The 17,304-nt window shown below is 34.8% G+C and carries 16 protein-coding genes; 1 reads left to right on the top strand and 15 read right to left on the bottom strand.

Features of this window, described 5'->3' with window-relative positions; all coding sequences use genetic code 11:
• A partial coding sequence (locus tag M1F55_RS01355; protein WP_247947113.1) for a transposase occupies positions 1–138 on the top strand: 138 nt, incomplete at its 5' end.
• Between the two features lie 92 nt (positions 139–230).
• Here M1F55_RS01355 and M1F55_RS01350 read toward each other — a convergent pair.
• The 15 genes from M1F55_RS01350 to M1F55_RS01280 form a co-directional block, all read right to left on the bottom strand.
• Complete coding sequence (locus M1F55_RS01350; RefSeq protein ID WP_247947110.1) at positions 231–1,283, bottom strand: glycosyltransferase; 1,053 nt, start codon at positions 1,281–1,283, stop codon at positions 231–233.
• Between the two features lie 24 nt (positions 1,284–1,307).
• Positions 1,308–2,405 (bottom strand): UDP-galactopyranose mutase, encoded by a 1,098-nt coding sequence (gene glf, locus M1F55_RS01345; RefSeq protein WP_223340013.1) that lies wholly within the window; start codon positions 2,403–2,405, stop codon positions 1,308–1,310.
• A gap of 162 nt (positions 2,406–2,567) precedes the next feature.
• Positions 2,568–3,728, bottom strand: a complete 1,161-nt coding sequence (locus M1F55_RS01340; RefSeq protein ID WP_247947109.1) for a polysaccharide polymerase — start codon at positions 3,726–3,728, stop codon at positions 2,568–2,570.
• Positions 3,729–3,921: 193 nt separating this feature from the next.
• Positions 3,922–5,337 carry a flippase gene (locus M1F55_RS01335; protein WP_247947108.1) on the bottom strand — a complete coding sequence of 472 codons (1,416 nt, stop codon included), beginning with the start codon at positions 5,335–5,337 and terminating at the stop codon, positions 3,922–3,924.
• A 6-nt stretch (positions 5,338–5,343) separates the two neighbouring features.
• Positions 5,344–6,309 carry a glycosyltransferase family 2 protein gene (locus M1F55_RS01330; protein WP_237447056.1) on the bottom strand — a complete coding sequence of 322 codons (966 nt, stop codon included), beginning with the start codon at positions 6,307–6,309 and terminating at the stop codon, positions 5,344–5,346.
• Complete coding sequence (gene wecB / locus M1F55_RS01325; RefSeq protein ID WP_125446901.1) at positions 6,309–7,403, bottom strand: non-hydrolyzing UDP-N-acetylglucosamine 2-epimerase; 1,095 nt, start codon at positions 7,401–7,403, stop codon at positions 6,309–6,311. Before wecB ends, M1F55_RS01330 begins: the two co-directional genes overlap by 1 nt.
• On the bottom strand, positions 7,400–8,485 hold the full coding sequence (locus tag M1F55_RS01320) for a glycosyltransferase family 4 protein (protein WP_247947107.1): 1,086 nt from the start codon (positions 8,483–8,485) through the stop codon (positions 7,400–7,402). Before M1F55_RS01320 ends, wecB begins: the two co-directional genes overlap by 4 nt.
• Complete coding sequence (locus M1F55_RS01315) at positions 8,460–9,182, bottom strand: WecB/TagA/CpsF family glycosyltransferase (protein WP_247947112.1); 723 nt, start codon at positions 9,180–9,182, stop codon at positions 8,460–8,462. The genes M1F55_RS01320 and M1F55_RS01315 overlap by 26 nt, the downstream gene beginning before the upstream one ends.
• 19 nt (positions 9,183–9,201) lie before the next feature.
• The gene (locus M1F55_RS01310; RefSeq protein ID WP_345772934.1) at positions 9,202–9,987 is read right to left on the bottom strand and encodes a LicD family protein; all 786 of its coding nucleotides are present in this window, start codon (positions 9,985–9,987) and stop codon (positions 9,202–9,204) included.
• Between the two features lie 4 nt (positions 9,988–9,991).
• Positions 9,992–11,359: a sugar transferase gene (locus M1F55_RS01305; RefSeq protein WP_247947105.1), complete on the bottom strand. Its 1,368-nt coding sequence runs from the start codon at positions 11,357–11,359 to the stop codon at positions 9,992–9,994.
• Between the two features lie 21 nt (positions 11,360–11,380).
• A complete protein-coding gene (locus M1F55_RS01300) occupies positions 11,381–12,082 on the bottom strand; it encodes a tyrosine-protein kinase (RefSeq protein WP_203212667.1) in 702 nt (233 codons plus the stop codon).
• 10 nt (positions 12,083–12,092) lie between these two features.
• The gene (locus M1F55_RS01295) at positions 12,093–12,785 is read right to left on the bottom strand and encodes a CspC family polysaccharide chain length determinant protein (protein ID WP_203212666.1); all 693 of its coding nucleotides are present in this window, start codon (positions 12,783–12,785) and stop codon (positions 12,093–12,095) included.
• Positions 12,786–12,793: 8 nt separating this feature from the next.
• Positions 12,794–13,525, bottom strand: a complete 732-nt coding sequence (gene cps4B, locus M1F55_RS01290; RefSeq protein ID WP_203212665.1) for a capsular polysaccharide biosynthesis protein Cps4B — start codon at positions 13,523–13,525, stop codon at positions 12,794–12,796.
• A gap of 6 nt (positions 13,526–13,531) precedes the next feature.
• Positions 13,532–14,977 (bottom strand): LCP family glycopolymer transferase CpsA, encoded by a 1,446-nt coding sequence (cpsA, locus tag M1F55_RS01285; protein WP_247947104.1) that lies wholly within the window; start codon positions 14,975–14,977, stop codon positions 13,532–13,534.
• A gap of 191 nt (positions 14,978–15,168) precedes the next feature.
• The gene (locus M1F55_RS01280; protein WP_247947103.1) at positions 15,169–17,127 is read right to left on the bottom strand and encodes a peptide ABC transporter substrate-binding protein; all 1,959 of its coding nucleotides are present in this window, start codon (positions 17,125–17,127) and stop codon (positions 15,169–15,171) included.
• Between the last annotated feature and the right edge of the window lie 177 nt (positions 17,128–17,304).

Raw genomic sequence — 17,304 nt, 5'->3', positions numbered from 1 at the left:
GAAGCGACCAATAATCTCATCAAACTTATCAAGCGAAATGCCTTTGGTTTTCGGAACTTTGAAAACTTCAAAAAACGAATTTTTATCGCTCTCAATATCAAAAAAGAAAGGACGAAATGTGTCCTTTCTCGATCTTAGCTTTTCTTCAACCCACTACAGTTGACAAAGAGCCAGAAAAGAGGGAATCCAGTAACTCCCTCATCTATCTATTTGTGTAATTTTTAGATTCATTAATTTAAAGCTTGTAATGCAGAAAGAAGATAAGAACCTTCACGAATTTTTTGACCTACGGACTTAGCATTTTTGACCAAATCCTGATACTCTTCTTGAGACAAATTGTCCAATACTTCTTCCAAGTCAAGTAAACTCTCAACACTAATTCCACACTCTTTTTCTAAGACGAAATTAGCCAAAGCAGATTGTTTCCAAACAATAATAGGAAAACCAGAAGCCAAATAAAGGGAAGCCTTGTGGGAATTATTGTATCTCAAATACTCACCATATACTCCGCTACAAGTTTTAGAACTATCACCATCCCAGACTAAACCAAAGCTTCCTTCTAACGCTGACGGTAGTTCATCTGGAAGAAATGAACCAAAATAGGTTTCATTTGATAGCTTTCTAGCCTCGTCAAAACCAACACCATAGAGGTTATATGCCGGTCTTTCAGGCAACTCATATAAGTAACCTGCTTTTTCTTGGGCCAAATTTCCAGCTACAATAATAGCCCCTTCCTTCGATAAATCTTCTTTGTCTTGATAATTCGGGATAAGATAGTCAAAAATGCCTAAACTAACTATTTTCTTCTCAGAAATTCCCTTCTCCACAAGCACTGATTTCATAACTGGATTATGAGCAATAAGACCATCAGCTTGTTTCAAAAGACTTGACTCTTGAAGATGAACACGGATTTTATGCTTCAAGGGTACTGTATCCAAATTAGCATAGCGCAAAACTTCTAAATCATGGATAATAAAGTGAACCTTAACTCCTTTACGTTGCATTCTTTTGACTAAATGAGTCGTAAAGAAACTATGATGAAGCATAGGAAATTGAATCAGTAGCTGATCCCCTTCCTTCAACTTAGAGATAGCTTTGGATAGGGCTTTAGCCTTATGTCGTTGAGCTCTAATAGTCCCCATTTGATACCAATCATCTACCATCAATAACAAAGGACTATAGCCCTCACGAACCACTATTTCTTCGACGTCATTTCGAGCCTTATTCCCTGCATTTCGTGCACCAGAATCCTTCAGAAATTCTTCTTTTAGATAATATTTCATCTATCAATTTTATCCTTCGTTATCTTATTTAAACTCTTCCTCTACAACATTTAGGGCACGTTCAATGACCACATGCATGTCGTAGTATTTATAATCGGCTAAACGTCCGCAGAAAATTACCTTATCATTCTGTGCTGCTTCTTCTTGATATTTAGCAAACATGGCATTGTTTCTCTCATCATTGATTGGATAATAAGGCTCATCTCCACGTTTCCAATCAGCTGGGTATTCACGAGTAATAACCGTTTTATCTTGTGTGCCGTACTCAAAATGTTTATGCTCAATAATACGAGTATAAGGAATCTCTCTCTCTGTGTAGTTCACAACTGCATTTCCTTGATAGTTTTCCTCATCCAGAACTTCATGCTCGAAACGAAGACTACGGTATTCTAACTCACCATGTTTATAATCAAAGTATTGGTCAATCATCCCTGTAAAGACAACTTTTTCAGCAGAAGCTTCTAATTCCTGACGATTGGCAAAAAAATCCACTCCAAGCTCAACTTCTACATCCTTCAGCATATTTTCGATGATAACGTTGTAACCCCCAATTGGAATTCCTTGGTAACGGTCATTAAAGTAGTTATTATCAAAAGTCAAACGAACTGGTAGACGTTTAATGATAAATGGAGGAAGTTCCGTTGCTGAGCGACCCCATTGCTTTTCAGTATAACCTTTGATTAACTTTTCATAGACATCTGGACCAATCAACTTGATAGCCTGTTCTTCCAAGTTTTTAGGTTCAACGTCCTTCATGTGAGCCGTTTGCTCAGCAATCTTATTTTTCACTTCTTGAGGAGTTTTTGTCCCCCACATAGCATAGAAAGTATTCATATTGAAAGGTAGATTATAAAGACTCCCCTTGTAATTAGCTACAGGCGAGTTGATATAGTTGTTAAATTCAGCAAACTGATTAACATAATTCCAAACTTTCTCATTAGAAGTATGGAAGATATGAGCACCATATTTATGAACATTAACACCTTCTACATTCTCACAATAGATATTCCCACCAATGTGATCACGCTTATCAATAACTTTTACTTTTTTTCCACGCTTGGTTGCTTCATAAGCAAAAATTGCTCCAGACAGACCAGCGCCAACGATTAGATAATCGTACATAATACACTCCTTTATTAGACTCGACACTTTTGTAGCATTGTAAAGTTATCCTCATTAACAATATCATGTAAAAATAGATTTTAAAATTTTTTTGAAAAATTAGTTAGAATAGTTCATTTGTATGAAGAAAAATAATTTTACAAATCACAAAATTTAATTTCATTAGTTCAACAACTCCGTTTTATCCAAAGGATTAAAATTATTCAACGACTTATTAACAAAAGTATTTTTTGTTAATAACAAAAACATGAATATATTGTAAGTAGGGACAAACCAAAAAGCTTCAATCATGCAGTTTAGAGCAACTAAAGATAATATTACTACATATAAGTATTGCCCCTGTTTATACTGTTCTCTCGAAATTACAACATACAGACATATAAGCAGCACAAGAGGTATAACACCATATGTAAATAACATTTGAACATACGATGAATCTACGTAGTTATAATCAATAACAGCCTCCGTTTTACCTCCTGATCCTTTAAATAATACGTCTCTAGTTCCAAATAGATGTACACCAAAAGTATTAAATGCATTTTTCCCTAAAGCTAATCTACCTGTAACTAATTTATTGATAGATACTAAAAATGGAGATCCCCAAGAGAAAATATAAGTCAAATACATCATTAGTGACGAACATAGAACTACAGAATAAGGTAAAATTGAATAAATCCTGAATTTCTTATCTTCATTAAAGTAGAAAAATATAAAAATAATTGTTGCTAAAATAATTGATAAGGCATTTAAACGTGCATCACAATATTTTATAATAAAGAAAGATAAAAGTACACCTATTAGGGATCTAATCCATATAAACTTATCTTTTAATAAATAAGAAAAAGCCAAGAAAATGTAGAAACAGTGGGATGCAAAATCTGTAGGATAAATAAATCCAAATGAATTCCGAATAACTCCTTCACGACTATATTGTAAATTGGGAACTTCACCTAAGAGAGATAAAAGAAATACACTTAGTACAAGAATGCCTGCTACAATGACATACGTTTTCAAAACTACTTTCATATCTACATTAACTAATAAGACCAGAAGAGCTGAATAAACAAGAAAATTAAGTTTTCCGGTCTGAAAAAATACTAAAATTCCTGATAATAATAGCAAAGAAGAAAATATTAGATATTTAAATGAAATACGTTTTAGAAACATAAAACGAAGACCTAACAACAAAACTACTACTAAAAGATAATTTGCTTTAACTTGAAAAATAGTTTTATCCAGCATTGTAGTAGATATAGTATTAAAAAATATCACTACAGATACAACAATACTAACCAGTAGATTTTCAAATTTAATTTTTATCATATTATTTATTTGGTAAAGAATAATATAGAATGAACATAATTGATAATTTTATATATTATTTAGTATTTTTCATATTTTAGTTCATCTACAATCTTTCATCCTTCCTTTTCTAAATTTTTTCAATCAACTAACTTAGCTAAAACAAATTCTTATAAAAATAACTTTGATTATTTCTATGTAGATTATAATCACACTAATTATAAAACAGCTGCTCTTTTATTTCCTTTAGGCTAACTACTTTAAATAATAAAATTAGTAAACTATAAAGTATCGCCCCAACTATAGTATATACAACAACATTAACAATAGGTGTAAAAATCAAAATTGTCTTCAAAAATGAAAGGACAAAATACATAAGAATTGATGCTAAAAATATTTTAACAGTTGATTTTAAAATTGGTACATCTTTTAAATATTTTCTTGTAAAATACAATTGGATGCCCCATACAAATACTTCTGTTAATACAGAAACAATTGCAGCTCCAATATATCCAAATTTAGGTAGCAAAAGTAAATTTAAACCAACACTAACAATAGCTGGAACCGTTGTTGAAGTCAAAAATTCTTTATTCTTATTATGAGGTATCAAAATTTGAATCCCCATAATGTTGGTCCATCCAATAAAAAACATTCTAAAAATCATGATTGTAATAGCATATTTTGCTTCTTGGAAGTCATTTCCTAAGAAAAATTTCACAAAGTCATTATTGATAATTAACATGCCTGCAATAGTTGGAAAAATCACAAGATTGTATATCAAGAAAGATAATTGATTCATGCGATTCACAGACTTGTTATCTCCTGTTGATAGAAGATTTGAAACACGTGGAAGCATGACACTTCCAAGAGAAGTTACCAAAGTAAGTAGAATATTTACCAATTTTAAAGCTTGATCATAAATACCAACATCAGTAGTTGATGCTAAAGCACCGAGCATTGTTCTATCTAAAGTAACATACAAAGAAATTGCTATTTGAGGCAAAAACAATAAAATTACCGGTTTAAGATGTTTCTTTGCATAATTGAAATCAAATTGTGGCTTACCTATAAATTCTAGAGCCGGCAGCCACATACTTAATTGTCCTAAAAATTCAAATATAGTTAATAAAAAGACATATAGATATAAATCATTTTGAGACTTTATGAACAAAAATATTGAAATAACACCTATGAGTTTGACAGTGATATTTCTAACAGTTATCTTTCTAAAATCTTCTAGTCCTTGAAAAAGCCAAGTAATATCTAATCCCCTAGATAATAGAGATAATACCAATATATATGCTACTGGATTTTGCATAAATGAAAATGAAAAGCACAGACCAATATATAGAAATATCGATATACAAGTCGCAGTAAACTGCAAGGTATAAATACCCCAAAAATTATTAGGGATATTATTTCTATGAGCTGAAATCTCTTTTGTCCCATAATTAGCTACTCCTAATGTTGCCAAAAAAATAAAGTAAGCAACAATCGAATTAAAATAGCCAAAAGTTCCTAAATCATTTGAACTGAAAACCCTTGTAACATACGGTGTTGTTATGAAAGGTAGTACAATGGTTAGTAATTGATAAGAGAGATTGTAAGCATAGTTTTTTAAAACCTTCATGACTATCTAACCCATTTTCCCTCTGACTTTTTTATACAATTTTGCAGATACGAGAAACAATATATATTTCAATTTATTTTTCCTTGTAACATTTGAATTCGGAATAACATCTTTGAAATATTGAATGTATTCTTTTCTAATTTTATTAACTTCAGCATACATATCTGAACTAAGCATAGCATGTACAATATGCAGACCATTAAAAACATAGCGAACATTCAAGGCTCTTCTCATATCCCTATCACCTGAATAGTCTCGTTCAACATAACTTCTATTCCATTCCATTGCCTTGTAAAAATCTAAGAGACGATCACTATACTTAGAATTTACAATACTTCCTGGTCTTCGATAGTATTTATAAAGATTTAGATCACTAACAGCAATATTTTCACAGAAAGCAATATGCTCATAAGCAAGAGCTAAATCTTCATACAACATCCCATTAGGATATGGAAACCTTAATAAAATTTCTTTCTTATATAGTTTACCACCTGAATGTGTCCCAACATAATTTCCATAAAACATTTGTTCTAAAGCTGTTCTACGATCTAATTTTCCAGAATATTTCTCTCTGAAATCTCCTAGGAAATCACTATTTTCATAGTTTCTAACTTCAATCACTGGAGTTGCTACAAGATCAACTCTATACTTATCTCTAAGTTCTACTAAATATTCAATGGCTCTATGGTCATAATAATCGTCTGAATCAATGAAAACAATCCAATCTGTTGAAGATTCTTTTACCCCAGTATTGCGGGCATTGGACAATCCCCCATTTTCAATATGCAGAACTTTTATTCTGTCATCTTCTCGAGCATATTGGTCACAAATTTCTCCAGAACTATCCGTCGAACCATCATCTACTAAGATTATTTCAATATTTTTATATGTTTGTTGTCTTAGACTTTCTACACAATAACTCAAATAGTTCTCAACATTGTACACTGGTACAACAATAGAAATCTGATCCATTATGATAATCCTTCCAAAATGATATCAACAATACGCTCACAAGCTTTTCCATCTCCATATGGATTACTTGCTTTACTCATCTTGCTGTACTCTGTTTCATCTTCTAAAAGCAGTTTGAAATTAGTATAAATATTTTCTTCTTCTGTTCCTACTAATTTCAAGGTTCCTGCAGCAATCCCCTCTGGACGTTCTGTTGTATCACGCATTACCAATACTGGTTTACCTAAAGAAGGTGCTTCTTCTTGTACACCACCCGAATCTGTTAAAATCATGTAGCTTTGATTCATAAAATTATGGAAATCAATGACTTCTAGAGGTTCAATGATTTTCATACGTTCATTGTCGCCAAACACCTTACTTGCTAACTCACGAACCTTAGGATTCTTATGAATAGGATATACGACTTTAACTTCTTCAAATTCATTCAGGATACGATTAACTGCGTTAAACATATTTTCCATGGGTTGACCAAGATTTTCACGTCGATGAGCTGTCAACATGATGAGTTTACTATCCTTAGCCCACTCTAAAATAGGATGGTCATAATGATCTTGAACGGTTGTCTTCAAGGCATCAATAACAGTATTTCCAGTAACATAAATATTTTCTCTTCCCTCTTTTAAAAGATTCTCTTTAGCCACTTCTGTGGGAGCAAAATTGAAATCTGCAATAATTGAAGTGGTCTGACGATTAAATTCTTCAGGAAATGGGCTTTGAAGATTATAAGTTCTCAATCCTGCCTCTACATGTCCAACTTTAATTCCCATGTAAAATGCAGCTAAAGCTGTCGCAAAAGTGGTTGTAGTATCCCCATGAACAAGAACAATATCTGGTTTTTCCTGCTCTAAAACTGCTTGAATTTTATCTAAAATACTTGTCGTGATTGTAAATAGTGTTTGATTTGCCTTCATAATTCCTAAATCATAATCAGGAACAACTTTAAAGACATCTAAAACTTGCTCTAACATTTCTTTATGTTGACCAGTTACACATACAAGTGTTTTGATTGAATCATTTTTCTTCAGTTCATTCACTAAGGGACACATTTTTATTGCTTCTGGACGCGTCCCAAAAACTAACATTACTTTTTTCATTTCGAATCCCCCATTAGTTTTTGATAAAATTTACGATAATTCTCTAAAAATAAAGGATAACTAAACTTCTCTTCATAATCTTTTTTAGCTTGATGAGCTAACCTAGTTCTAAGAGTTGAGTCAGTCGCCAGACTCTCAATAGCAGAAGCTAAGGCCCTAGCATCTTTAGCAGGAACCAAGATCCCATTTTCATTTGTAACAACTTCGTTTAATCCCGGTATATCCGTGGCAACTAAGGTTTTGCTATTCATAAATGCCTCAATGGCAACTAGGCCAAATCCTTCAAATACTGAAGGCAAAACACAAAAATCAAAACTATTGATACATTCTACTATATCCTTGCGATATCCTAAAAAAGATACTTTATCTTCCAGATTTAGTTCTTTAACCTTGTTTTCTAGTTCGGCTCTAAGCTCTCCATCCCCAACGATAAATAAACGAAGGTTTTCATCTGAAATCAAAGAAATAGCATCAATCAAATAGGTCAAACCTTTTTGTTCAGATAATCTTGCAATACAGCCTAGTTTGATTCCATCAAACTTCATAATCTCATCAACTTGTCTATTTGACTGTTTCAAGATCACTCCGTTATAGATAACAGTGCTATCTGCAACTCCCACATCATCTTTCAAATTTTGATTAACTGCTTTACCAACTGCAATACTATAGGCATTTTTCAGTGAAAATCTATATAAAGACAACTTATCTTTAAAGACATTATGAGCAGTGTAAACGTGGACTAGCTTCGGATTAATCAGTTTTAACAAACGAATATAAAAAGCTGCCATTCGATGATGCGTATGAACCAGAGTAATATCATTTGTCTTAATAATTTGATAAATAGTAAGAAGCAGCTTCAACACAGTAAGGGGATTTTTGCTGTCTATATCGTGAATTTTATGATGGATAATTCCTTGGGCCTCTAATTTTGGTTCCCAAAGGCCTCCTGTAGAAGCAACATGGACACTATCAAACTCATCTTTCAAATTAGAACTCAACTGGTACACGATTCTCTCAGCACCACCAATATCCATCGTTCGTGAAATATGTAAAATATTATTTTTTCGTTTTTCGTTTCTCATCTAAAACTCGCTTAATAAAGGTAACATTCCCTACAAAGTATCGTTTAAAGAGACGCTTTGGTTCATTAGCAACTCGGAACAACCACTCCAAGTTTGATTTCTGCATCCAAAGTGGGGCACGCTGAATGTGACCAGACAATACATCAAAACTACCACCTACACCCATAAAAATAGAATTCACTCCATTATCCATAAATTTTTGGATGATGTATTCTTTTTTAGGTGAAGTAATTCCAACAAATACAAAGTCGGGATTCTTTTCACGAATATCTTCCTGAATATCTTGCTCATCTTCCTCAGAAAAATAACCATTACGATGTCCAACTACTCGTAGATTTTGATACTCTTCTTTAAAATTTTGTAACATATCTTGCAAAACTTCTTCTTTAGCACCAAAGAAATACACTGAATAAGATTTTTCATCGGCTAATTTTAATAATCTTTGCATTAAATCAATTCCAGCAACGCGTTCTGGAACTTGGTAGCCCAAAAATCGAGAAGCTAGAACGACTGATGCACCATCTGCATTGATGATCTCAGACTCGTTAACTATCTTCTTAATGGCTTCATCTGATTGACATTGGTTAATCTTATCAGCGTTTACGCCCATTAAATGAAGAGGGCGTTGTTCAATGACAAATTTTTCAACCGCTTGTACTGTTTCATCCATTGTTAAAGGGTCAATCCTGACCCCCATTAAATCAAAACTATTCAAATTAATCTCCCCATGTAGACTCGAAATGACCCTTACGTTCTGCTTCTTCGGGTAACTTCATGTAATCACCGTATATTTTTGTTAAATATTCATCTGGGTTTGCATGGCAACTTATTTCTAAGTTCTCAAACTCTAGTAATTGTGGTTCACCGAATACTTCTTTTCTAGCAAGTTCACGTTCTCTGTATGAACCTAGTACATTCCCTACTATTGAACTAGTTTCAAAATCATATTGTTTAATTAGATTTTGTAATTTGTTGTTAATAGTGGCTGTTTTTAGAAGTTTATTTAATTTCAAAACTTTTGATATACTCACAATTGCATTTTCAAAACTTCCCCGATCTCTGTCATGTAAACGATCGATTACCGAAATTTTAGAAAGTGCACGATAGAATTTAATTTTGTTTGTATGAATAAAATAATGAAAACGATCATCTGGATAACCATCCAAAGGGAAAATATCTATGAATGGACTACATAGTTCATCTCCAAATGGAATTTGTAAAGATGTATCCATAATAGAGGTATTACCTAAATTATCATCATGAAGTCTCAAAACAACATGTTCTGGAAGTTCCTTGTTACAAATAGACAAAAATTTTTCATAATCTTTTCGAGGCATTCCTAAATCCATATCATCATCCCAAGGAATAAATCCTTTATGACGAATTGCTCCTAGCAATGTTCCTCCCAAAGCATAATATCTCAAGTTATATTTACTACAAATAGCAATAAAACTTTTCAATAAAGATAATTCTCCTAGTTGAATTTCCCTCACTTTATTCATAAAATCACTTCGCTCCATCTCTCATAAATACAACTTTAACTGTTTTTAGTAGAATTTCAATATCTTTCCAAATTGTCCAATCGTCTATATAAGCGACATCTAATTTAACAACTTCATCAAAATTCTTAATCTCACTTCTACCACTAACTTGCCAAAGTCCAGTGATACCCGGTTTAAAACTCAATCGACGTTTTTGTTCAGGTGTGTATGTCTCATATTCATCAACTGTTGGCGGTCTTGTTCCAACTAGACTCATATCCCCTTTCAAAACATTCCAAAACTGAGGAAGTTCATCCAAGCTAGTTTTACGGATAAAACGACCAATTTTTGTAATGCGAGGATCATTGTCCATCTTAAACATGCCACCCTGCATAGTATTTTGCTCCAGCAATTCTCTCTTTTTATCCTCTGCATCAACACACATTGATCTAAATTTATAAAAAGTAAAATGTCGGCCGTTTTTTCCTATACGAGTCTGGGAAAAAATAGCAGGTCCACCATCTTTTCTAATAGCTGGCACTAGAACGATACTGACTAAGCCACAAATCATTAAACCAATAATAGAACCAATAATATCTATGACACGCTTAGCAATGACATGACTATTTTTATAAAATTTCGTCGAAAAAGTAATGACATTTAGACCAGCCATCCCACGGATTTTCTTGTCACGCCCTAGATTATGGTCAAAAGCATTTAGATTAACCGTTACATCAATTCCCATCGTTTCAAAACGAGAAATAAATTCACCAATATCATATTCTTCACTAGGAAGATTGATAAACACTTCGTCCACAACTTCGTGAGTTGCAAAATTTAAAATATCTTCGACTGGTACGACTGTAATAGTATCATGTTGGAAATTAGGTTTATCTAATACACTAACTGCCACCAGTTCTCCAAAGAAATCACCAGCATCAAGTAATTTATCCATCACTTTCTCAACTCTAGATGTTGCTGTAATCAAGAATAGTTTTTTACTCCATTTCAAATTAGGAAATATCCGTTTCGAATAATACTTGATAAAAATATTGACTAGATACATTAGAATCGAGTGTAAGGTTAAGAAATACACCATGCCTCGTCTAGAGATGCTAAAGCGTTCTTCTAAAAAGAAATTGGAAAGACTAATTGCCAACGCAAAGAAAATGATATATTTTGTCAAGCGAACAAGCTCACGTAAATATCCTCTTTTAAAAAAATCTTGACCGAAATCACTAAAATAAAATACTATGTAGTGGAGAATATATAGGACAATCATTGTTGTTGAAAGAATATCTGTCTCTTTAACAAAACTAAGAAAATACCCCAGTAACACTACTATAAAACTCTGGATTACTGCCAGAGATATTTTTATCCCTTTCTCTTCCATAACTACTTCCTAGTTTATTTTTTACTTTTTCCCATAATTGCCATAAGCTCCATAAGCTCCATAACCACCATAAGCTCCGTATTTTTCAACTTCGGTGTTGAATTTATTTAGAACTACACCTAAAAAAGGAGTCCCTGTTTGTTCTAACTGTTCCTTCGCCTTTAAGACATCACGTCGTTTTGTCTCTCCAGCTGCCGTAACCAAGATAGAAGCATCACATTTTTGTGTAATGATAGCGGCGTCAATAACCATCCCAATCGGTGCAGTATCCACAATGACATAGTCAAAATACTTACGTAGGGTATCAATCATGGTATGGAAATTTTCACTCTGCAGGAGGGCCGTTGGATTAGGTGATGTCGGTCCTGCCTGAATAACAAATAGGTTATCAATATTGGTATCACAGAGACCATTTGAAAGATCAGTAGTCCCTGCCAAAAAGTCAGTCAATCCAGTAATTTTTTCTCTTGACTTGAAGACACCAGACATAACTGAATTACGGATATCCGCATCTACTAGTAATGTTTTATAGCCTGCACGTGCGAAAGCCCAGGCGATATTAGTTGAAGTTGTAGATTTCCCTTCACCAGGTTTGACAGATGAGATGGCAAGAACTTTCAAATTATCACCACTCAATTGAATATTGGTGCGCAAAGCATTATAGTGTTCTTCAGCTTTTTTAGCAAAATCTAAACGCTTTTGTGCGATTTCTAATGTTGGCATATTTTCTCCCTTACTTTAACTTATCCAAATCTGGAACAATTCCTAAAAGTGCGACATGCATGACTTCTTCGACATCTTCTGGTCGCTTGACACGATCATCCAATAATTCAAACAATAAGACTGAAACAACCATTACTGCACCACCTACTAGGAAAGCAAGCGCAGTATTTCGACGAATATTAGGTGAGGATGGAGTTAGTGCCGGTCTCGCTTCCTCTAGTGTTGTCACATCAGATACACGAGTTACAGAAATGATTTTTTCCGATGCAACCTCACGAAGAGCATTGGCGATACGGCTCGCTTCTTCTGGCTGTGCATCTTTTACAGCAATTGACACGATACGAGTATCTACAGGCACTGTTACCTGAATCTTCTTGCTTAATGCCTTAACTGTTTTCTCTAGTTTAAGATTTGAAATGACTTTCTCCAGTACATCTTGCGAAAGGATAATTTCCTTATAGTCTTTTACCAGGTAAGTACCAGCCTGCAAATCCTGGTTGGTCAAACCTGCTTTTTCTGATTGATTTCGATTAACCACATAAATACGTGTTGTACTAGAGTACTCAGGTGTTAGTACAAAACTGCTTACACCGAAAGCTAGGACAGCTGCTACAATCGCAGTCAAGATGATAGCGATTTTCTTCTTCCAAAGGATTTTAAATAATTGGACAATGTCAATTGCGATTTCTTTATTTTCTTTCATGTCAACTCCTAAATAATTTGATCAGCTAAGATGATGCGAGGATTTTCGATAAATAATTCTCTCGCCTTTCTATCACCGTATTGTTTTGAAACGATCTCATAAGCTTCTTTCATGTAAGGTGGTCTTTGGTCTAAATTGTGCATATCACTAGCAACAAAATGTACCAAGTCTCGCTCTAGAAAATAGCGAGCTCGTTTCTTCATAAATTTATATTTATCCCCAAATAACTTTGGTTTTAAAATGCTGGAACTATTGATTTGAGTGTAGCAACCCATATCAATCAACTCTTTCACCCGTTTTTCGTTATTCTCTAATTCATGGTAACGTTCAATGTGGGCAACTACAGGCGTTATCCCAAGCATGAGAACATTGCTCAAAGCAGTATGGATTTCCCGATAAGGGGTAGCCATACTAAACTCAATGAGAGCATAGCGTGTCCCATTAAGACTTGGAATGACCTGTTTCTCCAATTTCGCAAGCACATCACTAGTATAATAAATTTCTGCTCCATAGAGAATGGTCAAGTCTGGAGCCACCTCCTTGGCTAGCTCCTTAACTTCTTGGAAGTTTGCCTCTATTGTCTCCTCAGGAGTTTCAAACATTCCTTTTCGTCTATGCGATGTCGATACAATAGTCCTTACCCCTTGCCTATAGGCTTCTGCCAGAAGCGCCTTGCTTTCTTGCTTAGATTTTGGACCATCATCCACACCAAATACAATATGCGAATGAATATCAATCATTTTGTCTTATTTTCCTTCCATCACATCATTGATTGCAGCCTTGACTGACTCTAAACTGCTATCACTTATCTCCATCATGTAGAGGTTACTATCAGGCATGGCATAAGATGGCAAATCCATACGCCCTGTTCCTTTAAGATCTTGTGAATTAATCTTATAAGTTCCACCACTCTCAAGTTGAGCATTGATTAAGTTCATCATGGTTTCAAGTGGCATATTGGTTTGAATCGAATCTTGCAACCCCTTAATAATACTGTCATAATTTCTCAAAGCTTCTGTCGAGGTTAACTTTTGCAGAATAGCCACAATGACCTTTTGCTGATTGCGACCACGATCCCGGTCTCCATCTGCCAGAGAATAGCGCTCACGCACAAAGCCAAGAGCCTGCTCCGAATCAAGATGAACATTCCCTACTGGGAAATGAAACTTCCCGTGACGAGATGTAAATTCCTGATCATTATAGACATCAACTCCACCAAGGAGATCAATCAATTTCAAGAAAGAGGTGAAATTCAAACGAGCGTAGTAATTTAAATCAATACCGTAGAGATTTTCCAGTGTATGAATGGAAGCATCTACCCCATAAATACCCGCATGGGTCAACTTATCTTTTTGGTTGTTACCACCATCTGCAATTGGAACATAGGAATCACGAGGGGTTGTTGTTAAGAGAATCTTTTTCGTTTCACGATTCACTGTCATAATGATATTGACATCCGAACGAGAAACCGAACTGATTGGACCATAAGTATCAATTCCGCTGATATAAACGTTGAAACTGTCACCTTTGACATCTTTTGGAGTTTCAACCGTTTTGGTTAATCCTTTGGTATAGATTTTCTTAATTTTTGAAGCATAGTCAGGATATTCCGATTCGATAATATTTTCAAAGACACTGTTTAGAATGATTGCCTTTGTATCGCCAGCTAACAGGCTCTTATATGCCGCAAGATAGGAGCTGCTTTCTTCGACTGTCAGTTCTTTATTTTGAGTAGCTTTCAGATCATTCAACAACTGTTGGATATTATCCTTATCCGTCCCAGTCGGTCCCGTTACACTGGTTACCTGACTGATATTATCAATTGAACTATCTTCCAACACCGCAATACTCATCGAATAATTTGAGTAGTTAGATGTCGCATTCAGGCGACTTGTAAATCCAATGAACTGCCCTACAGCAAAGAGAGAAGTACCATTAATTAACACACCAAGTAGTAATAAAATCAGCGTTAGATTTTGAACTTTCTTGGATCGAATTAAAAAGAAACACAAGATGGCTAAGGCCACAATTAAGACGGTAACCACTATATTGAGATATCGGAAAGCTAGCATATTGTACTTGAAAATCAAAAACAATAAAAAGACTGCTAGTACTGCATAGATAGCTAGCAACCCCCAACTAATCATAATCTTTGTTTTACCCTGACGAGCTCGCTTCGAAGATCTACTCACGATATACCTCTATTATCAATTTTTATTTCATTTCATTATATCATAAAAAAATACACTTGTGGGGTAAATCCACTTAGGTAAGGCGTTTTCATCTTCTTTCCGAAACATTCTTTTTCACTTGCAAACAATTACATCAATAAATTTACTATATAAATATAAAAACAAGGTTCCTTACGGAACCTCGCTCATCATTATTTAACATGATTTTCTGCTTCTTTTTGGGCTTTTTCAATTGCTTTTTTGCTTTCTTGCTCCCATTTGATCTTAGCTTCTTCATACTGTTTGGTTGTTACAGTATCTTTTTGCAGCTTCATGTACTTGTAGTTATTGCCGTCACCCTTGATGCCGACTAGTGAATAACCTCTTGTAAATGGCGTTACTTTGGTTACAGATGCTGTTCCACCACTTGACATAGCTGACATAATCAGAGAATTGTCAATCATCCAAGCCTGTGCTTCAGCATATTTTTCATAGCGTTTGGCTACATCTTTATTTTCACTATCTGCATCTTTGAGCATCTTAGTGTAGGTATCAAGACCCAAGCTAGCAATCTTAGCTTTATCTTCCTGAGCATCTAGACCAAAGATCTTGAGGTAGAATCCATCCTCTGCATTGAAAGGATTGAGATAAGTTGATGGATCTTGGTAGTCACCTACCCAACCATCAAAGTTCAAATCATAGTCACGATCAGCTGGTGTCGGTGCCAAGAAGGCTACGTTGTTAAAATCATCTGTTGAAAGTTGTTGAACGTCAATGACAATGTTATCAGCACCCAAAATTGACTCAAGGGTCTGCTTAACTGAGTTCATGCCTGTCACGGCATTTTTACTCGTCTGATCAACTGCCACATCCAAGTGAATTGGGAAGGTCACACCTTGACTTGCCAATTCTTTTTTAGCTTCCGCAAATTTTGCTTGGGCTTTTTCTTTGTTGAAATAGGCATCCTGAGCATCTGCCAAGTTAATACCTGACCATTCTGTGCCATAGTTAACCAATTTAGAAGCCACTACTTCTCCAAAGGTCTTGTCTCCGACTTGGACAAATGTAGGAGGCACTAGGGTGTTACGAAGGGTCTTGCTAGCCGCTTCTTCCCCATTTGACTGAGCAGAATAGGCTGTGCGGTCCAAGGCAAAGTTCACCGCTTGGCGGAAGTTTTTGTTCAAGACAGCTGTCTCAGTTGACTTCTTCTGCTCATCTGTCGTTTTAGCAGTGTGATTGTAGGCCTTACGGTTGACGTTAAAATTGAAATACCAAGAAGTCTTGTCCTGCAAGCTATAGACGATATTATCCTTATATTTCTCCTTGGTCTTAGCAAAGTTAGAACTATTTGGATAAATCCCAGCGATTGAATAAGCTCCACTTTCAAAGTTACGGATGGTCAATTCTTGGTCTGAGCCATCAAAATAAGCCAATTTTACGTGTTCAATCGATACTTTGTCATGATCATAGTAATGCGGGTTTTTCACATACTCGATCGATGATTTTGATGTGAAATCTTTTAACAAATAAGGTCCACTGTAGAGAATGCTATTTGGAGATAGGGTCCCAAAATCTTTCCCTTTTGAATTTAGAAACTCTTCATTTACTGGGAAAAGAATACTGTTGGTTGTTTTTGAATTCCAGTACGGTTCTGGGCGTGCCAAAGTATACTCAACAGTCTGGTCGTCGATGGCCTTCACTCCAACCTTAGAAAAGTCAGAATCCGCTCCTGTAATATAATCATTCAAGCCCTTGATTGAATTTTGAATCAAGTCAAGCGCCTGTGATTTATTATCCACTGCGTACTTGATACCTGTCACAAAATCCTGTGCCTTGACTGGGGCGTACTCTTCACCATCAGCTGTGAACCATTTGGCATCTTTTCTCAATTTGTAGGTATAAGTTAGACCGTCGCTTGAAACAGACCAGTCTTCTGCCAAAGATGGAATTAGATTTCCATGATTGTCATTTTCAAGCAAACCATCAACTAAGTTAGTAATGATAGCTGTATTATCAGCGTAGTAGTCTAGTAAATAGTTAAATGTAGTTGGGTTTCCACTAAAGGTTGATGAGTAAGTTTTTGTATCTGAACCTGATTGTCCACAGGCAGCTAAAAGCAAAGCAGCCGCAAAAGTCAGGCCTGCACTAAGGATACGCTTTTTTGTAGTCATCTTCTTTCTCCTTTATGTTAGTTTTTATAACATAGGTTTATTTTACCAAAATAGTGGAAATTTGTAAAGTTAATTGAATTTCTAGAATGAAAGTTTATTAATCTTAGCCATAAAAAAACAAAGGATTTATGCCTTTCATACACTCCTCCCTTGTTTTTATACGATTTCAATTTTAGA

Origin of the sequence: Streptococcus mitis (assembly GCF_023109235.1) — a bacterium.
GTDB lineage: Bacteria > Bacillota > Bacilli > Lactobacillales > Streptococcaceae > Streptococcus > Streptococcus mitis_DA.
Note: the sequence above shows the minus strand (reverse complement) of the source record. Positions and strands in the feature narration are given on the sequence as shown.